This window comes from Pseudomonas sp. LBUM1649 (assembly GCF_059716155.1).
The window spans coordinates 2,638,417-2,654,889 of record NZ_CP166807.1 but is presented as its reverse complement, the minus strand read 5'-3'; the positions used below and the strand labels follow the sequence as shown (position 1 = coordinate 2,654,889).

The 16,473-nt window shown below is 61.5% G+C and carries 17 protein-coding genes; 8 read left to right on the top strand and 9 right to left on the bottom strand.

Features of this window, described 5'->3' with window-relative positions:
* Nucleotides 1-87: 87 nt before the first annotated feature.
* Complete coding sequence (ligD, locus tag ACA058_RS12440; protein ID WP_497639343.1) at nt 88-2,697, bottom strand: DNA ligase D; 2,610 nt, start codon at nt 2,695-2,697, stop codon at nt 88-90.
* 184 nt (nt 2,698-2,881) lie between these two features.
* Here ligD and ACA058_RS12435 point away from each other — a divergent pair, with 184 nt between their 5' ends.
* Nucleotides 2,882-3,325, top strand: coding sequence for a cupin domain-containing protein (locus tag ACA058_RS12435; RefSeq protein WP_497639342.1), 444 nt, complete (start codon nt 2,882-2,884; stop codon nt 3,323-3,325).
* Between the two features lie 28 nt (nt 3,326-3,353).
* Here ACA058_RS12435 and ACA058_RS12430 read toward each other — a convergent pair whose 3' ends face one another.
* Complete coding sequence (locus ACA058_RS12430) at nt 3,354-4,112, bottom strand: tellurite resistance TerB family protein (protein ID WP_497639341.1); 759 nt, start codon at nt 4,110-4,112, stop codon at nt 3,354-3,356.
* Between the two features lie 249 nt (nt 4,113-4,361).
* On the opposite strand from ACA058_RS12430, the gene pcsA reads away from it, so the two are divergent.
* The 3 genes from pcsA to ACA058_RS12415 all read left to right on the top strand — a co-directional run bounded on the left by pcsA (nt 4,362) and on the right by ACA058_RS12415 (nt 6,606).
* Nucleotides 4,362-5,084, top strand: coding sequence for a phosphatidylcholine synthase (gene pcsA / locus ACA058_RS12425; RefSeq protein ID WP_497639340.1), 723 nt, complete (start codon nt 4,362-4,364; stop codon nt 5,082-5,084).
* Nucleotides 5,085-5,088: 4 nt separating this feature from the next.
* Nucleotides 5,089-5,475, top strand: coding sequence for a DUF488 domain-containing protein (locus ACA058_RS12420; RefSeq protein ID WP_497639339.1), 387 nt, complete (start codon nt 5,089-5,091; stop codon nt 5,473-5,475).
* Nucleotides 5,476-5,679: 204 nt separating this feature from the next.
* The gene (locus ACA058_RS12415; RefSeq protein WP_497639338.1) at nt 5,680-6,606 is read left to right on the top strand and encodes a universal stress protein; all 927 of its coding nucleotides are present in this window, start codon (nt 5,680-5,682) and stop codon (nt 6,604-6,606) included.
* 19 nt (nt 6,607-6,625) lie between these two features.
* Here ACA058_RS12415 and ACA058_RS12410 read toward each other — a convergent pair whose 3' ends face one another.
* Together ACA058_RS12410 and ACA058_RS12405 are read right to left on the bottom strand one after the other, a co-directional pair.
* On the bottom strand, nt 6,626-7,438 hold the full coding sequence (locus ACA058_RS12410) for a class I SAM-dependent methyltransferase (protein WP_497639337.1): 813 nt from the start codon (nt 7,436-7,438) through the stop codon (nt 6,626-6,628).
* A gap of 39 nt (nt 7,439-7,477) precedes the next feature.
* Nucleotides 7,478-7,747, bottom strand: coding sequence for a DUF4242 domain-containing protein (locus ACA058_RS12405; RefSeq protein ID WP_497639336.1), 270 nt, complete (start codon nt 7,745-7,747; stop codon nt 7,478-7,480).
* A 179-nt stretch (nt 7,748-7,926) separates the two neighbouring features.
* On the opposite strand from ACA058_RS12405, the gene ACA058_RS12400 reads away from it, so the two are divergent.
* Nucleotides 7,927-8,913, top strand: coding sequence for an AraC family transcriptional regulator (locus ACA058_RS12400; RefSeq protein ID WP_497639335.1), 987 nt, complete (start codon nt 7,927-7,929; stop codon nt 8,911-8,913).
* 45 nt (nt 8,914-8,958) lie between these two features.
* Here ACA058_RS12400 and ACA058_RS12395 read toward each other — a convergent pair whose 3' ends face one another.
* The 3 genes from ACA058_RS12395 to ACA058_RS12385 form a co-directional block, all read right to left on the bottom strand.
* Nucleotides 8,959-10,173: a cytochrome c biogenesis protein DipZ gene (locus ACA058_RS12395; RefSeq protein WP_497639334.1), complete on the bottom strand. Its 1,215-nt coding sequence runs from the start codon at nt 10,171-10,173 to the stop codon at nt 8,959-8,961.
* Between the two features lie 207 nt (nt 10,174-10,380).
* Nucleotides 10,381-10,635: a hypothetical protein gene (locus tag ACA058_RS12390; RefSeq protein ID WP_497639333.1), complete on the bottom strand. Its 255-nt coding sequence runs from the start codon at nt 10,633-10,635 to the stop codon at nt 10,381-10,383.
* A gap of 48 nt (nt 10,636-10,683) precedes the next feature.
* A complete protein-coding gene (locus ACA058_RS12385; protein WP_497639332.1) occupies nt 10,684-10,947 on the bottom strand; it encodes a DUF2790 domain-containing protein in 264 nt (87 codons plus the stop codon).
* A 295-nt stretch (nt 10,948-11,242) separates the two neighbouring features.
* Between ACA058_RS12385 and ACA058_RS12380 the strand changes: the two genes are divergently transcribed.
* Nucleotides 11,243-11,983: a response regulator gene (locus ACA058_RS12380; protein ID WP_008063067.1), complete on the top strand. Its 741-nt coding sequence runs from the start codon at nt 11,243-11,245 to the stop codon at nt 11,981-11,983.
* Nucleotides 11,980-13,290: an ATP-binding protein gene (locus tag ACA058_RS12375; RefSeq protein ID WP_497639331.1), complete on the top strand. Its 1,311-nt coding sequence runs from the start codon at nt 11,980-11,982 to the stop codon at nt 13,288-13,290. Before ACA058_RS12380 ends, ACA058_RS12375 begins: the two co-directional genes overlap by 4 nt.
* A gap of 150 nt (nt 13,291-13,440) precedes the next feature.
* Here ACA058_RS12375 and ACA058_RS12370 read toward each other — a convergent pair whose 3' ends face one another.
* A complete protein-coding gene (locus ACA058_RS12370) occupies nt 13,441-14,193 on the bottom strand; it encodes an HvfC family RiPP maturation protein (RefSeq protein ID WP_497639330.1) in 753 nt (250 codons plus the stop codon).
* On the bottom strand, nt 14,186-15,025 hold the full coding sequence (locus ACA058_RS12365; protein WP_497639329.1) for an HvfB family MNIO-type RiPP peptide maturase: 840 nt from the start codon (nt 15,023-15,025) through the stop codon (nt 14,186-14,188). Before ACA058_RS12365 ends, ACA058_RS12370 begins: the two co-directional genes overlap by 8 nt.
* 342 nt (nt 15,026-15,367) lie before the next feature.
* Here ACA058_RS12365 and ACA058_RS12360 point away from each other — a divergent pair, with 342 nt between their 5' ends.
* Nucleotides 15,368-16,414, top strand: a complete 1,047-nt coding sequence (locus ACA058_RS12360; RefSeq protein WP_497639328.1) for a class I SAM-dependent methyltransferase — start codon at nt 15,368-15,370, stop codon at nt 16,412-16,414.
* The last annotated feature ends 59 nt before the right edge of the window (nt 16,415-16,473 follow it).

Genomic DNA, 16,473 nt, shown 5'->3' with positions numbered 1-16,473 from the left:
ACGATAACGCTGGCAGCCTGATACCCAGCGGCGTTCTCGGGTTCTTCGCGAGCATGCTCGCTCCTACAGAAGCAGAAGCACGCTACATTATTTTTTCATCCCGACCCGCCGTCGCATCTCGGCAGTAATCGTCTGCCGGGTTTTCTTCATGTCCGCCCAAGGTCCGTCGCCCACTTCGGTCAGGCGTTCGTGAACATTGTGAATATCCCACTGGTTGCCGCCCTTGAGCTCGGCAATCTCTTCACGGTAGATCGGCACCGACACCGGTAACCCTTCGCGGGTGCGCACGGCATAGGCGCAGATGGTGGTTGCGCCCAAGCCATTGCGCAGGTAATCGATGAAGATCCGCCCCACCCGGTTCTTCGGCCCCGAGACTGCGGAAAAACGCTCCGGCAGCATCTTGGCCATGTGGCTGACAATGGCGTGGCTGAAGTCCTTGACCTCATCCCAGCCGAGCTTGCGGGTCAGCGGCACCACCAGGTGAATGCCCTTGCCGCCGCTGGTCTTGAGGAACGCCTTGAGCCCCAGTTCGTCGAGCACCGTCAGGGTCAGCTGGGTGGCCTCGACCATGCGTTTCCACGGCAGCGCCGGGTCCGGGTCGAGGTCGAGGATGAAACGGTCGGGTTTGTCGAGGTTGTCCGAGGTGGCGTTCCAGGTGTGTAGTTCGACGGTGCTCATCTGCACCGCGCCGATCAGGGCCTCGGCGTTGTTGATGACCATCATCGGCTGGCCAGTGAGTTTCTGGTCGAGGGCAGTGATGCCGGGGATCGCCAGGCGCTCGGCGTTTTTCTGGAAAAACAGTTCGCCGGCGATGCCATCCGGTGCACGTACCAGCGCCACCGGACGGTCCTTGAGCTGCGGCAAAATCCACTCGGCGACGCTGGCGTAGTACTGCGCCAGTTGCACTTTGGTCGCGCCGCTGCTGGCGTCGATGACCCGGTCCGGATGAGTGATGCGCACCTTGCCCTGGTCCAGGCCGATCTGAGAGGGCGCAGGTTCGGCTTTCCTCTTCGCGGCGGAAGGTTTGGCGGCGGCGATTGTTTTCGCGGGGGCAGTTTTCACGGCGGTCGGACGCTCCTCGGTAACGTCTTTGGCAGGTTTGTCGTCACGCAGGCCATGGAACACCGCGTGGCGCACCGAGCCGTCCTTGGTCATTTCGGCGAAGGCCACTTCCGCCAGCAAGCTGGGCTTGAGCCAATGCACAGCCTTGAACTCGGCACCGCTGGGCGGGTTGACCACCGCGGGTTTCTTCGTCTGCAAGGGTTTGAGTTGTGCATGAATGCTGTTGAGGGTCGCCTCGGTAAACCCGGTGCCGACCTTGCCCGCGTAGCGCAACTCACCGCTGTCCCGGTCATGCAGCCCCAAGAGCAACGCACCGAAGGCATTGCGTGAGCCTTTGGGATCGGTGAAGCCGACGATGACGAATTCCTGTCGATGCTTGCACTTGAGTTTGACCCAATCGCCGCTACGTCGGGATACATAGGGCGACCCCAGGCGTTTACCGATCAGGCCTTCCATTTGCATTTGGCAGGCGCTATTGAGCAAGGCTTCCGGGTCTTCGCCGAAGGCGTCGGAGAAGCGCAGCAGAGGGTCTTTGCTGGTTTTGAGCACGGTCGAGAGCGCAGCCCTGCGTTCCTCGACGGGCACCTCGCGCAGGTCCACACCATTGAGATAGGGTAAATCAAACAGGTAGTAGAGAATGTTGCCGCTGCGGCCGGCCTCAAAGGCGTTTTGCAAGGCCTGGAAGTCCGGCACGCCCTGCTCGTCGGCCACCACCATTTCGCCGTCGAGCCAGGCCGATTCCAGGCCCAGGCCGGCCAGCGCCTTGGCCTGGCCAGGTAATTTGTGAGTCCAGTCGTGGCCGTTGCGGGTGAAGAGTTTGACCTCGTCGTGGTCGATGCGCGCCATGATCCGGTAGCCATCGAACTTGACCTCATAACTCCACTCACCGCCCGGGGCCTTTTCCACCAGCGTCGCCAGTTCCGGCTTGATCTGGTCCGGCAGGTTGGCCTTGCGGGCGCCGGTGAGTGGCGCGGACTTTTCTTTGCGCGTTTCTTTGCGCGGCTCTTTACGAGTTGGGGCCGCCGGCTGTTTGATGGCCTTGGGTATGGCCGTCTTGGGTGCTTTGGCTACGATGGTCCGTTCGCTGAGCACGCTGTCGGGCTCGGCGGCGACCACGTCGTAATCACTTTCTGGCCGAGCGGCACCGTCCTGATGCTTGATCAGGAACCACTGCTCCTGCTTGCCCGGCATGTGCGTGCGCACCAGGTTCCACAGGCCGCCGAGCTTCTCGCCCTGCAGTTCGAACTTGAGCCGGCCCTTGGCGTAGGCCTTGGCCGGGTCGTCCTGGGGAATCCACACGCCACGGTCCCAGACGATGACATCGCCGGCACCGTAGTGGCCTTCGGGGATGCTGCCTTCAAAGGTGGCGTAATCCAGCGGATGGTCTTCGACATGCACCGCCAGGCGCTTGACCTTGGGATCCAGCGATGGCCCCTTGGGCACCGCCCAGCTCTTGAGCGCACCATCGAGTTCCAGGCGGAAGTCGAAATGCAGGCGCGAGGCATCGTGCTTCTGGATGCAGAACTGCAAGGCATGAGCCTTGGCGTTTTTTCTGCCCGTGGGCTTGACGGCGACCGGTTCCGACGTCGCCGAAAAGTCGCGCATGCGGTTGTAGTCATCGAGGTTCTTGTTCATGGCTCACCCGCGGGTCGCTGCAGGGCGCTGAATCAGCACTTCCCTCTCACAGCAGAGCGAGTCAGCGCGAGAAAAATTCCATCGCCGTCGAAATTGCCCGGACAGACGGCCCCGTGCCATGGCTGTCGGCAAGCGTTCAAGAGCATACAATCGGCGGGTGCTGCCTCATCTGCGGAGAGCAATCATGCGCACGGTTCACGTCCTCCAGGCCCCACCGGCATCGGTCAACGTCGTTGGCGAAACGATCACTGTCCTTGCCGGCGGCGATCTGAGCAAACCCTTTGAAATGCATATCCAGGAAGGCGTGCAAGGCGGCGGCCCACCCCCGCACTTTCACCCTTGGGACGAAGCGTTCTACGTGGTGGATGGTCAGGTCGAAGTGACCGTCGAAGGCACATCCACCACCGTCTCGGCTGGGGGCTATGTGCATATTCCTGCGGGGTCGATTCATGCCTACAAGAACGTCAGTCCCACCGCAAAGATGATCGGCGTGGTCTCCGATCCGCGGGGCGGGCAGTTTTTTACGGCGATGGACCATTTCAAGGTACCCGAGGATCTGCCGCGGATATTCGAGGTGGCCGAGCGCTTTGGCGTGACGTTCCTGGTGCCCGAACCACAGACTTCCTGATAGTCCCCGCCCCCCTGTACGTGTTTCGTCAGGCTGTGCCGTGGGCCTGCTGTTCCAGATGCACCTGCAAATCCGGCTCGATGCCCAGCGCCGCTGCCAGTCCATCCAGATAACTGCGCTCGGCATCCTGTTGATCATCCACCAGCATCACGCTGGCCAGGTACATCTCGGCGGCCATGCCGGAGTCGGTTGCCGACTGTGCCACCTCGGCAGGGTCAAGCGGTTTGGCGACTTCCTCATCAAGCCACTGCTGCAATTGCGGATCATCAGTGTGCCGGGCGATTTCGGCATTGATCATCTGCTTCTCAGTGTCGTCGAACCGGCCATCGGCCTTGGCCGCCGCTATCAATGCCCGCAGGATTGCATGGCTGTGTTCCTCGACTTCCGGTCCCGCCAACATGTCCACCGTACGCATCGCCTGTTGCGGCGCCTGTTGTTGCTGCGCGGTCTGGCTGCGTTGCCAGGCCTGATAGGCCTGGAATGCCATCATCCCCAGCGAAGCCAGCGCGGCATAATTGGTACCACCCCCGGAACGCGACTGCGGTGCGCCGCCCATCGGCGAACCTCCGCCCAGCAAGCCTCCGAGCAAGCCGCCCAAGCCGCCCAGGCCGCCCATGCCGCCCGCGCCCGCGCCGGCACTGCTGGCCCCGCCACCGCCCAACAGGCCGCCAAGCAATCCGCCCAGGTCACCCAGGCCACCTTGCGCCGACGCCCCCCCGCCGCCCCGTTGCGCCATCGAGCCCTGGCCGGCCCGCAGTAATTGTTCGAGCAGATCGCTGGTGTTCATGACGACGTCCTCATCGAAGGGAGTGATCCAGTCAGACAACGATAGCCCTCGCGCACAAATGTGCTACCACCGTCTGGCTGACACACAATCGATTAATCCGGGGTATTTTTTTACGGCGCAGCTAAGATTCATAGGGGGTGAACCTTATTCCCGGATACCCGGTCGATACCTGCAACCCCACCCGGTTTGCCGCCGCCCGCTAGATGAGGGCGTTGACTGGCTTGCTTCACTTTTTGGAGAACGCCCCCCGTGATATCGACCCTACACATCGCCAGGCTCAAAGCATGGGGTGCCCATGGTTTTACCGCCACCGGCGTGGTCACTGCCTTCCTCGCGACCCTCGCCCTGCTCGATAACCAGCCAACCAGTTGCCTGCTGTGGCTGGGCGTGGCCCTGATCGTCGATGGTCTGGACGGCGCGCTGGCGCGCAAGGTCAATGTGCAGTCGGTACTGCCGAGTTTCGACGGTTCGATTCTCGACCTGGTGATCGACTACCTGACCTATGTGTTCATCCCGGCACTGTTCATCTATCGCTACATCCCGTTGCCGGACTACACGCTGCTGCTGACCGTGTCCCTGATCCTGGTGTCGTCGCTGTTCTGTTTCTGCAACGTCAACATGAAAAGCAAGGACAACTACTTCCAGGGCTTCCCCGCCGCGTGGAACGTGGTTGCGCTGTGCCTGTACATCATCGCGCCGTCACCCTGGATCACCTTCCTTACCGTAATCGGCCTGGCGCTGTTGACCCTCACCCGCATGAAATTCCTGCATCCGTTCCGCGTGCGCCGCTTCATGCCGATCAATATCGCGGTGACGGCAATCTGGCTGCTGTGCAGCCTGTCGCTGGTGATCAACCATCCCGTGATCAATCCCATGGTCATGGGGCTTTGGCTGCTGATGTCGGCGTACTTCCTGGGGATCTGCTTCTGGCGTACCGCGCTTGAGTGGTTCGACGAATCGCGGCTCAAATGACGCCATGCCTATCCATATCGTGCGGCTCGGCTCCCCCCGAAAACCCGACGAAGGCCTGCGCCTGGGCACTGTGCGCCGTCCACCCCGTGGCGTACCAAAAGCCGAGTTTGCCACCCGGGATTTTTACGATGTATGGCAGCCGCTGCTTTCGCCCAGCCCGGAGCTGGTTCACCAGGCCCAGGCCGCTGAAGACGACAAGGCCTGGAATGCGTTCAGGCGCAAGTTCAAGGCCGAAATGAACCACCCTGCCCCCAGCCAGTTGCTCGATCTGCTGGCGGAGCTTTCGCATCACACCTCACTGGCCGTGGGGTGTTATTGTGAAAATGAAGCGCATTGTCATCGCTCGGTGTTGCGCGAGTTGCTTGAGGCGCGAGGTGCGAAGGTTGTTTAGACAACCCGCACGCCACTCTCGCGGCTGTACACGATCCACTGTAGGAGCGAGCCTGCTCGCGATGGAGGTCAACGATGACGCGGGGAGCCTGACACCCCGCGGTGCTCTCAGGTTTTTCGTCGGAACGCCGCCCGGAGCAAGCTCGCTCCTACAGATTGAAGCCGAACCAAACAACCGCCGTCTCTACCCCACGGGAGGTTTGTCATGTCTGGTCAATCTCGCTTCATGCTGGTGACTTCGTCGCTGATGGAACACAGTCCCGCCTTCGACCGGGCGGCCGCGCTGGCCAAGGCGGAGGGCGCGGCGTTGCACATCGTGGCCTTCGACTATCTGGAAGGCCTGGCCACGGCTGGCATGGTCAATGAAAAGGCGCTGGAACAGATGCGCCTGGGTTACGTCGATCGCCACCGTCAGTGGCTGGAAGACCAGGCCCGGCCTCTGCGCAAAATCGGCGTAACCGTCACAACGGAAGTGGCGTGGGTGGAAAACCCGCTGGAGGAAATCCTGATTCACCTCAAGGAACAGCCGATGGACGTGCTGATCAAGGCGCTGGAACACCAGTCGTTGCTGTCGCGGCTGATTTTCACCCCGCTGGACGTGCATCTGCTGCGTGAGTGTCCGGTGCCGTTACACTTCGTCAGCCACGCGGTCAACGCGCTGCCACGCAAAGTCGTCGCCGCCGTCGACCCCTTCCATCGTGATGATCACTACAAGAGTTTCAACGACCGAATCCTGCACGAAGCTTCGAAACTGGCGAGTGCCTGCAATGCCGAACTCGATGTGGTGTATGCCTATGACCTTTCGTCCATCAGCATGGACGAATTCGGTTTCGACAACGGCTCGGTGTCCTTTTCCTCGACCAAGTACAAGACCCTGTATGACGCGCAGCTGGAGGCCCTCAACGAACTGGCCGAACGCAATGGCATCGCACAACCGCAACGGCACATGATCATGGGCAACCCGGCCAAGGTCCTTACCCGCTACGCCGATGCCTTCGACGTCGATGTGATTGTCATGGGCCGTCTCGGCCATCGCGGCATGGGACGCTTGATCGGCAGCACGGTGGAGCACCTGCTGTACAAGATGCCGTGCAGTGTGTGGGTGGTGTACACCGAGCGGCTGGATGAATGACCGCCCGATGTATTGGGTCTCAACGCCTTGTGATCACCACCTCCAGGTATTCACTGGGCACCACCATCGACTTGTCGCCCGCCCGGTTCAGGCGGTTGAGCAGTTCGGTCAGGTCGTCTTCCAGGGCCTTGGCGCCATCGGGTGGCAGTGCCGCGAAGGCCTTGTGGATCGGACCGTACCAGCTGCGGAAGGTGTCGATGAAATGCTCGGCCGAGCGATAGCGGAAGTTGAAGGTCCGGCGAGTCACCTGCACCACGAAGTCGCGCTCGTCGAAGTGTTTGTGCAGCCAGGCTTCAGTGCCCCACTGCGACGGCGGTTGCGCGCCTGGCGGTGGCGGCATGTGCCGGCCCAGGGTCTTGAATATCTGGCCGACGAAACCTTCCGGCGTCCAGTTGGCCAGGCCGATCCGGCCACCCGGGCGACACACTCGCGCCAGCTCCGAGGCGGCCTTGGCCTGGTCGGGTGCAAACATCACACCGAAGGTTGAAAGCACAGCGTCGAAACTGGCATCGGCGAAAGGCAGCGCTTCGGCGTCAGCCAACTGAAAGGTCACGTTCAGACGTTCCGCACGGGCGCGGTCTTCACCGCGTTCGAGCAGTGCGGCCACGTAGTCGGTGGACATTACCTTGCAACCGCGACGCGCGGCGGCCAGGGTCGCATTACCGTTGCCGGCGGCAACGTCCAGCACCTGCTCATCGCACAACAGGTCGCAGGCCTCAGCCAGTTGCTCGCCGACGATCTGCAAGGTGGTGCCGATCACGGCGTAGTCGCCACTGGCCCAAGCAGCCATTTGACGGGTTTTCAGGGCAGTAAGATCAATGGGTGTACTCATGGATACGATCTCTGGGTTGGAACAGGATCGCGCGCACGCTTACTCAGCCGTGGTGGGATCGATGATGTTCATGACCTGGGAAATGCGATTGGCCGGGAAACCGCCCTGCCTGGCATGCTCCCTGATGAGCGCCTCGTTCGGCGCGATGTACACGCAGTACAATTTGTCGCCTGTGACATAACTCTGCAGCCATTGCACCTCTGGCAACTCGCGCAACACCCTGCAGGACTTTTGCGAGACGGCTTTCAAATCCCTTTCTGACAGTGCTCCGGCGCCTGGAATCTCGCGTTCAATGACGAACTTGGGCATAGCAACCTCACTTTATTGTTCTTGATGACAGGACCGGCAGTGGCCCTGTGTGCGAACTATCGCTCTGACGTCCATCGGCGTCCTGTCCGATCGTCGGCCAACACTGCCCGATCGTCCGGAGAATTCACCTTATGCCGTGACGCGTTCACAATCAGAAACCCCCGCACGGGAAAACGCCCATGGACGCCCTGTCACAGACCCTGCGCGTCGTCCGCCTGGTCGGCGCGATTTTCATCAACGCCAGGTTCACCGCGCCCTGGTGCTATCAGTCGCCAAGCGCCGACACGGCGGCACCGTTCCTGGAACCCGGCGCCGAACGGGTGGTGATCTTTCACTTGATCACCGAGGGCGAGTGCTACGTCGAACTGGGCGATGATCCGCCGCTGCTGCTCAATCCCGGCGACGTGGTGATATTCCCCCAGGGCCACGCCCATCGCATGAGTTCTAAACCTGGGTTGACGCCCGCCAGCGGTGCGCGCCTCGACGAAGTATTGGCGCGGCGCCCGCGGCAGTTGAGTTATGGCGGTGGCGGCGCGGTGACGCGTCTGGTGTGCGGCTACCTGGCCTGCGACACGCGTTTGGCCGGTATGTTGCTGGCAGGACTGCCGCCCGTGGTCAGGGTCAATGTGCGCGGTTCGAACGCCGGCATCTGGCTGGAATCTTCGGTGCGCTATGCCTTGGCCGAAGCACGATCGCCAAGGCCTGGCGGCGAAGGCGTGCTGGCGAAACTGGCCGAGGTGCTGTTCATCGAAGTGCTACGCCTGTACATGCACGAACACGGCAAGGGTCGAACCGGTTGGCTGGCCGGCGTGAGCGACCGGATCGTCGGTGCGGCCCTCAACGCCTTGCACAAGAAACCCTGCCACGCCTGGACGCTGGATGAACTGGCGCGCACCGCCGGCACCTCAAGATCGGTCCTGGCAGAACGCTTTGCGCAACTGGTGGGGGTTACGCCGATGCAGTACCTGACGCAATGGCGCATGTTGCTGGCGGCCAATCTGTTACGCAGCAGTAACAGTTCGTTGATGCGCATCGCCGAGGAGGTAGGTTATCAGACCGACACAGCGTTCAGTCGGGCCTTTCGCCGTGAGTATGGAGCGCCGCCCGCGGCGTGGCGGCGCAGTCAGGAAAAACGACCAATGGCCCACGGTGAAGTGAGCCATTGATAACTCAAAAGATCGTCCGAACGCGGCCCGAGCCTTCGGCAGCTCCTACACCGCTGGAACAGTGGCCTTGGCCTCTTCCAACAACTGCTGAATCATCTTCTCCTGAGTTTCATAACTACCTTCACCAAAGTGCGTGTACCGCACCTGACCCTTGGCATCGATCAGGTAGTGGGCAGGCCAGTACTGATTGTCGAAGTTGCGCCAAATCGCATAGTTGTTGTCGATCGCTACCGGATAGGTGATGCCGTATTCCTTCACCTTGTCCCTGACGTTGTCGATGATGCGTTCGAACCCGTACTCAGGGGTGTGCACGCCGATCACCACCAGGCCATCCTTCTCGTACTTCTTCGCCCAGTCCTTGACGTACGGCAGGGTGCGCTTGCAGTTGATGCAGTCGAAGGTCCAGAAGTCCACCAGCACCACTTTGCCTTTGAGCGATTGGTTGGTCAGCGCTGGCGAGTTGATCCACTCCACCGCACCGGCCAGCGACGGCATGGCGCCTTGGGCGTTGTCCATGGATTCAGCCTTGACCTTACTGACGAAGTAATCGACGACTTTCGGCACGGTTTCCAGCAAGCCTTTCTCGACGCTGCTGACGCCCTCCGACGAGGTGTTGGCCAGCAGCACATCGTTTGCTCCCGTGGAAATCACCGCCGCACCGGCCAACACCGCCACACCGGCACCACGACGCAACCAGCCAGTGACCGGGATCGACGGCTTCAAGCGATTGACCAGGCCACGACCGGCAAAGATCAAGGTGCCCAGGGACAATGCGCTACCCAAGCCGTAGGCCACCAGCAGCAGACTGGTCCCGGCGTTCGCGCCCTGCAGCATGGCGCTGGTGAGAATCACCCCGAGGATCGGCCCGGCGCAGGGTGCCCAGAGCAGGCCGGTAGCGACACCGATCATGATCGAGCTGAACGGGCCGGACATTTTGCGGCTGTTGGGGTCGATGCGATTACCCAGCGCAACGAACGGACGCGCCAACCAGTCGCCGACTCGTGCGGAAATCAGCGACAGGGCGAACAGCACCATCACGATCAATGCCACATGACGCCCGGTATTGCTGGCTTGGATTACCCATTCACTGCTGACCACGGCCAGGCTGGAGATCAGGGCAAACGTCAGGACCATACCGCCGAGGGTCAGCATGATCGACGAGCGTGTACGGTCGGCACCGGCGAACAGGAAGGGTACGACCGGGAGGATGCAGGGGCTGAGGACGGTCAATATGCCGCCCAGGAAAGCGATGAGTAACATTGAGATCACCTTGAAATAGAGGGTGGCGATTCACACCGTCCCGTGATGGAGCCGGCTTTGTGGCGAGGGGATTTATCCCCGTTGGACTGCGCAGCAGTCCCTTTTTTGGGGCCGCTTCGCAGCCCAACGGGGCGGTGCGACGTTTCGCTAAATCCCCTCGCCACAAAAGCCCGCTCCCTCCTACATTGGATCGGTGGTGTTCTGGATTCACGCGTTTTGCTCTTCCAGCCACTTGCCTTGAGGCGTGTGGCTGGAACCGTTCTCTGCCACCACTTGCCCCTGCGGCGTGCGGTTGTAGCCGTCCTCGGCGAGGAAGGCGTCACTGCCCTTCTCGGCCACCGGCGTCAGCTGGAAGCAAGTGCTGCTGCCGCAAGCGTTTTGTTCTACAGCGGCGTTGGCATGGGCCGCGGCGCCGGCGACGGAGAAAGCAATGGCGGTCAAAAAGCGGGTGACGTTGTTCATGATGTTCTTCCTGGCTTGATTGGAATGCGCTAAGAGCGATTGCTGGACTCAGTTGTCCGAATTGCAGTTGTCAGCAAATTTGCGGTAGTCCAGGACCTGGGTCTTGCTCTGAGAATCCAGGTAGGTCAGCTGGGCATTCACCACGCCGCAGGAAGGCGAGGCATCCTGTTTCAGCGACACCACTTTCTTGATGTCCAGGTGCGTGCCAAAGCTGTAGCTCACCTGGGTAATATCAGCTTCGGCGCGGGCCGACAGGGTGCAGATGTTCAAGGCGGCAAACAGGCAAGCGGCGTAGATGGCTTTAGTGTTCATGGCGGTTTCCTCAAGGTTCATCGTTTGTTGGGTAGAGGCGCTTGGGTTTGCCTCGATGGAACCTATTAGAAGCCTGCGAGGTATCCCGTATGTGTCGGGAACCGGCGCGTGTAAATCGGTAAGTATCAGGACCGGGCCGGGATACAAAGGGATACAAAACCCCGGGAAATGGCTGTTTTTGCGTCGGTGTGTATCCGCCGACAGGCCAGATACACTGCAATACAAAGGGCGGCGGGCGAGCGGGCCAAGGCTCGATAGACTGTGCGACATCCCCCACTGACAGAGGCAAGTCACCATGGAGCACGTCGATCACATTCTCATCGTTGACGATGACCGCGAGATACGAGAGCTGGTGGGCAACTACCTGAAGAAAAACGGCCTGCGCACCACGGTCGTAGCCGATGGCCGGCAGATGCGCAGCTTCCTCGAATCCACGCCGGTGGACCTGATCGTGCTGGACATCATGATGCCGGGCGACGATGGCCTGATGCTCTGCCGCGAGCTGCGCGCAGGCAAACACAAGGCCACCCCGGTCCTGATGCTCACCGCGCGCAACGATGAAACCGACCGCATCATCGGCCTGGAAATGGGCGCCGACGACTACCTGGTCAAGCCCTTCGCCGCCCGTGAACTGCTGGCACGGATCAACGCCGTACTGCGCCGCACACGCATGCTGCCACCGAACCTGGTGGTGACCGAATCCAGCCGCTTGCTGGCCTTCGGTCGTTGGCGCCTGGACACCTCCGCGCGGCACCTGCTCGATGGCGACGGCACCATGGTCGCCCTCAGCGGCGCCGAGTATCGCTTGCTGCGGGTGTTCCTCGATCATCCGCAGCGGGTGCTCAATCGCGACCAATTGCTCAACCTGACCCAGGGTCGCGACGCCGACCTGTTCGATCGCTCCATCGACCTGTTGGTCAGCCGCCTGCGCCAGCGCCTGCTGGACGATGCCCGCGAACCGGCCTACATCAAGACCGTGCGCAGCGAGGGCTATGTGTTTTCCCTCCCCGTGGAAATCGTCGGTGCGCCAGCATGAACCTGTCGATGCGCTGGCCCCGCACCCTGGCTTCGCGACTGTCGCTGATATTCCTGATCGGCCTGATCCTCGCCCAGGCGCTGTCCTTCGGTGCGCAGTATTACGAGCGTTACGAAAGCGCGAAAAACACCATGCTCGGCAACCTGGAAACCGACGTCTCGACCTCTATCGCCATCCTCGATCGCCTGCCGGCCGAAGAGCGTGCGAGTTGGCTGCAACAACTGGATCGGCGCAATTACCGCTATTTGCTCAATGAAGGTTCACCCGGCACTTCCATGGACACGGACATGCCCGAAGCACCGATTGCCATGGCCTCGATCAAGAATTCCATCGGCAAGGACTACCCGATGACCTTCACCGATATCCCCGGGCCGAGGAAACACTTTCAGGTCCACCTGAAACTGGCGGACGGCAGCCCGTTGACCATCGACGTGCGGCCTTCGATGGTGCCGCTGTCGCCCTGGCTGCCCATGGTGCTGCTCGGGCAATTGGCGCTGATGATTGCCTGCACCTGGCTGGCCGTGCGGATCGCCATCCGCCCCCTCACCCGCCTCGCCGAAGCCGTGGACACCCTCGATCCCAACACCCATCCGGTCCTGCTGGACGAAAAAGGCCCGACCGAAGTGGCCCACGCCGCCAAGGCCTTCAATGCCATGCAGGCACGCATCGCCGCCTATCTCAAAGAACGCATGCAACTGCTGGCGGCGATCTCCCACGACCTGCAAACGCCGATCACCCGGATGAAACTGCGCGCCGAATTCATGGACGACTCGGTGGAAAAAGACAAACTGTGCAACGACTTGGGCGAGATGGAACACTTGGTGCGCGAAGGCGTGGCGTATGCCCGCAGCGTCCATGGCGCCACCGAAGAAAGTCGGCGCACCGACCTGGACTCGTTCCTCGACAGCCTGGTATTCGATTATCAGGACATGGGCAAGCAAGTGCAGCTGAGCGGCAAAAGCACCACCGTCATCGACACCCGCCCCCACGCCTTGCGGCGAGTGCTGGTGAACCTGACGGACAACGCGCTCAAATTCGCCGGAACGGCGGAACTGCTGGTCGAAAAGAAAACCGACGGCAGCGTGTCGGTGAAGGTCATGGACCGCGGGCCGGGGATTGCCGAAGCGGAACTGGCCCAGGTCATGCAACCGTTCTACCGCGTGGAAAACTCGCGCAACCGCAGCACCGGCGGTACCGGGTTGGGGTTGGCAATCGCGCAACAGCTGGCGTTGGCGATCGGGGGATCGTTGACGTTGAGCAATCGGGAGGGTGGTGGATTGTGCGCGGAGCTCAAGTTGCGCGGGTAAATTGATCGTTCCCACGCGCAGCAAAGGAATGCATCCCGTGACGCTCCGCGTCACCATTGCGCAGGACGCATGCCTCGCGTTGCCAGCGGAACGCGGAGCGTCCCCGGCGGCGTTCCCACGCAGAGCGTGGGAACGATCAGCATCCCAGGCTTAGACGCCTACGACCCCTTCCCCCTGCATCTGCCGCAACAACCCCAGCCCGCTATCCAGAAATTCTACAGATCCCGTCATTCCCGCCTCCTCTGCCAATCCCTGCAGCTGCGCAAGTCCGGTTTGCCCCGGAAACGCCTCGATGCGCTGCAACAACCGAAACGCCAACGGACTCAATTCAGAAAACTTCACACTGAAATCCAGGTCCCGACGCACCAACAACAGCGTCGGCTGATCCGGCATGACTTCCGGCGAATAATCCGGCCCCACCCGCTGCACTGGCCAGGCATACGCCAAGGGCCAGGCCAATGGCGAAACCTGCAACGGACGATCCAGCAACCCATCGGCATCGCCACAGGGCAACGGCTCGGCTTCGGATTGTTGCAGGGCCATTTCCACCCATTCGTAGTGCGCCAGTTCTACCATGTACGGCGGCCAAGGCCCATCGACCAACGCTTGCGGTTCAGAGGCTAGAAACTCGACAAACTCCTCGGCGATTTCGCCGAATTTCGGGGTGTGGGCGCGGTAGTCGCGCAGGTAGATCCGCACCAAAGCCCGCCAGTGCTCGTCGCCGAGAATCTTCACCAGTACCGGAAAGGTGCCGCTGATCAACGACGACAGGTTGGCGAACACCAGGTCTCGATAAACCTGGGCCCGCAGCGGGTCCATCTCCGGCGGTGGTGCGTAGTGCTCGGGGTCGCGCAAGTAGAGACCCATACTGTTTTGCTGTTCATGCAGCGTGCGCTTAGCCACGGTCCACCTCCTCGGTTTGCAACCGGCGAATGGTCTGCAACTCGGCGTCCAGTTCGGAAAACGCCGGAAAGTTGAAATCGCGCTCCAGCAAGGTCGGTTGCGCGCCGAATCGGGCATAGGCCTGGGCCAGCAGCGACCACACCGCCGATTTGACCGAGGCGCCATGGGTGTCGATTTTCAAGGTATCGGACTCATCGAAATGCCCGGCAATGTGCATGGCAACCACACGGTTCGCATCGATTCCGGCGAGGAAAGTACGCGGGTCAAAACCGTGGTTGATCGAGTTGACGTACACGTTGTTGACGTCCAGCAACAGGTCGCAATCGGCTTCGCGCAGCACGGCGTTGGTGAACGTCACCTCGTCCATGTCCTGCTGTGGTGCGGCGTAGAAGGAGACGTTTTCCACCGCCAGGCGGCGACCGAGAATGTCCTGGGCCTGACGGATGCGCGCGGCGACGTGATGCACCGCTTCTTCGGTAAACGGCAACGGCAACAGGTCATACAGGTGACCGTCATCGCTGCAGTAGCTCAGGTGCTCGCTGTACAGCGGCACGTTGTGGTGATCGAGGAAAACCCGCACCTCTTGCAGGAATTCGACATCCAGCGGCGACGGCCCGCCCAAGGACAGGGACAGGCCGTGACAGGACAACGGATAGCGCTCGGCCAGGGTTCGAAACGCTGCGCCATGGGCGCCGCCGATGCCGATCCAGTTCTCCGGTGCGACTTCGAGAAAATCGAAACGGCCGGCCGGGGCGGCCAGCAGGTCCTTGATTAAACCGCGACGCAGGCCGAGCCCGGCGTTGGCCTTGGCTGATGGAATAGGGGTTTGCATGATGTCGATCCCAAGGATTGTCAGAACGTCATCACAGTTCATCGCAGGTTTGTATCTGCTCTGTGTTCGGGGGTGGCGTTGAATTGAGGGGGACTGTATCGAGAGGCTGTCTGGATACATTGGGATACATGCGTTGCCCGCGACCCCGCGCAACCTTGTGGGAGCGAGCTTACTCACAGAGGGGCTTTCGTCGCTCCAGACAGCGGCGCATTCCTGCCGAACTAAACTTAATGCACGCAGGACGAGCTCATCGTCTTGTTCATTCCCACGACCACCGCCCAGGGGCGAACGCCTCGATAAACACTGCCACTGGACCCTGGTCCTGCAAAAGGAGCACACGTGATGGACGAGGCCAGACTCAACGATTTCATGGGCAAATTGGTGGGTGACATGGGCGGCGCGGCGATGCTTGCCAACGTCATCCTCGGTGAAGAGCTCGGCCTGTACCGGGCCATGGCCGACAGCCAACCGACCAGCCCCGAAGCGCTCGCCGACAAGACCGGTTGCAACCCCCGCCTGGTGCGCGAATGGCTGAGCGCCCACGCCGCCTCTGGCTACATGGAACACACCGACGGCCAGTTCCGCCTGCCCGAAGAACAAGCCTTGGCCTTGGCCATCGAAGACTCTCCGGTCTATATCGCGGGGGGTGTCGGAGTGGTCGCGTCGTTTTTCCATGACAAGGACAAACTGGTCAAGGCCATGCGCGGCGACGGCGCCCTGGCCTGGGGCGATCACCATCCGTGCATGTTCAGCGGCACCGAGCGCTTCTTCCGGCCCGGCTACAAGGCGCACCTGATCGCCGAATGGTTGCCGGCCCTCGACGGCGTGGTGGCGAAACTGGAGGCCGGCGCCAAGGTGGCGGATATCGGCTGCGGGCATGGCGCTTCGACGGTAATCATGGCCCAGGCGTTTCCGGACTCGCGATTCGTCGGCTTCGACTACCACGCGCCGTCCGTCACCGTTGCCACCCAGCGCGCCGAAGAAGGTGGCGTTTCCGGCCGCGCACGGTTCTTCCAGGGCACGGCCAAGAGCTACCCCGGCAACGACTATGACCTGGTCTGCTACTTCGACTGCCTGCACGACATGGGCGACCCGGTGGGCGCGGCCAGACACACCTACGAGTCGTTGAAGCCGGATGGCACGGTGTTGCTGGTGGAGCCGTTCGCCAACGATTTGCTGGATGACAACATCACCCCGGTCGGCCGGCTGTTCTACGCCGCCTCGACCTTCATCTGCACGCCCAACTCGTTGTCCCAGGAAGTCGGCCTCGGCCTTGGCGCACAGGCGGGTGAAGCACGGTTGCGCAAGGTGTTCAGCGAGGCCGGGTTCTCGAGTTTCCGTCGGGCGACGGAAACGCCGTTCAACCTGATTCTGGAAGCACGTAAATAACACGCCCCCCTGTAGGAGCGAGCATGCTCGCGATGGAAGATAAAACACCGCGGGGCGTC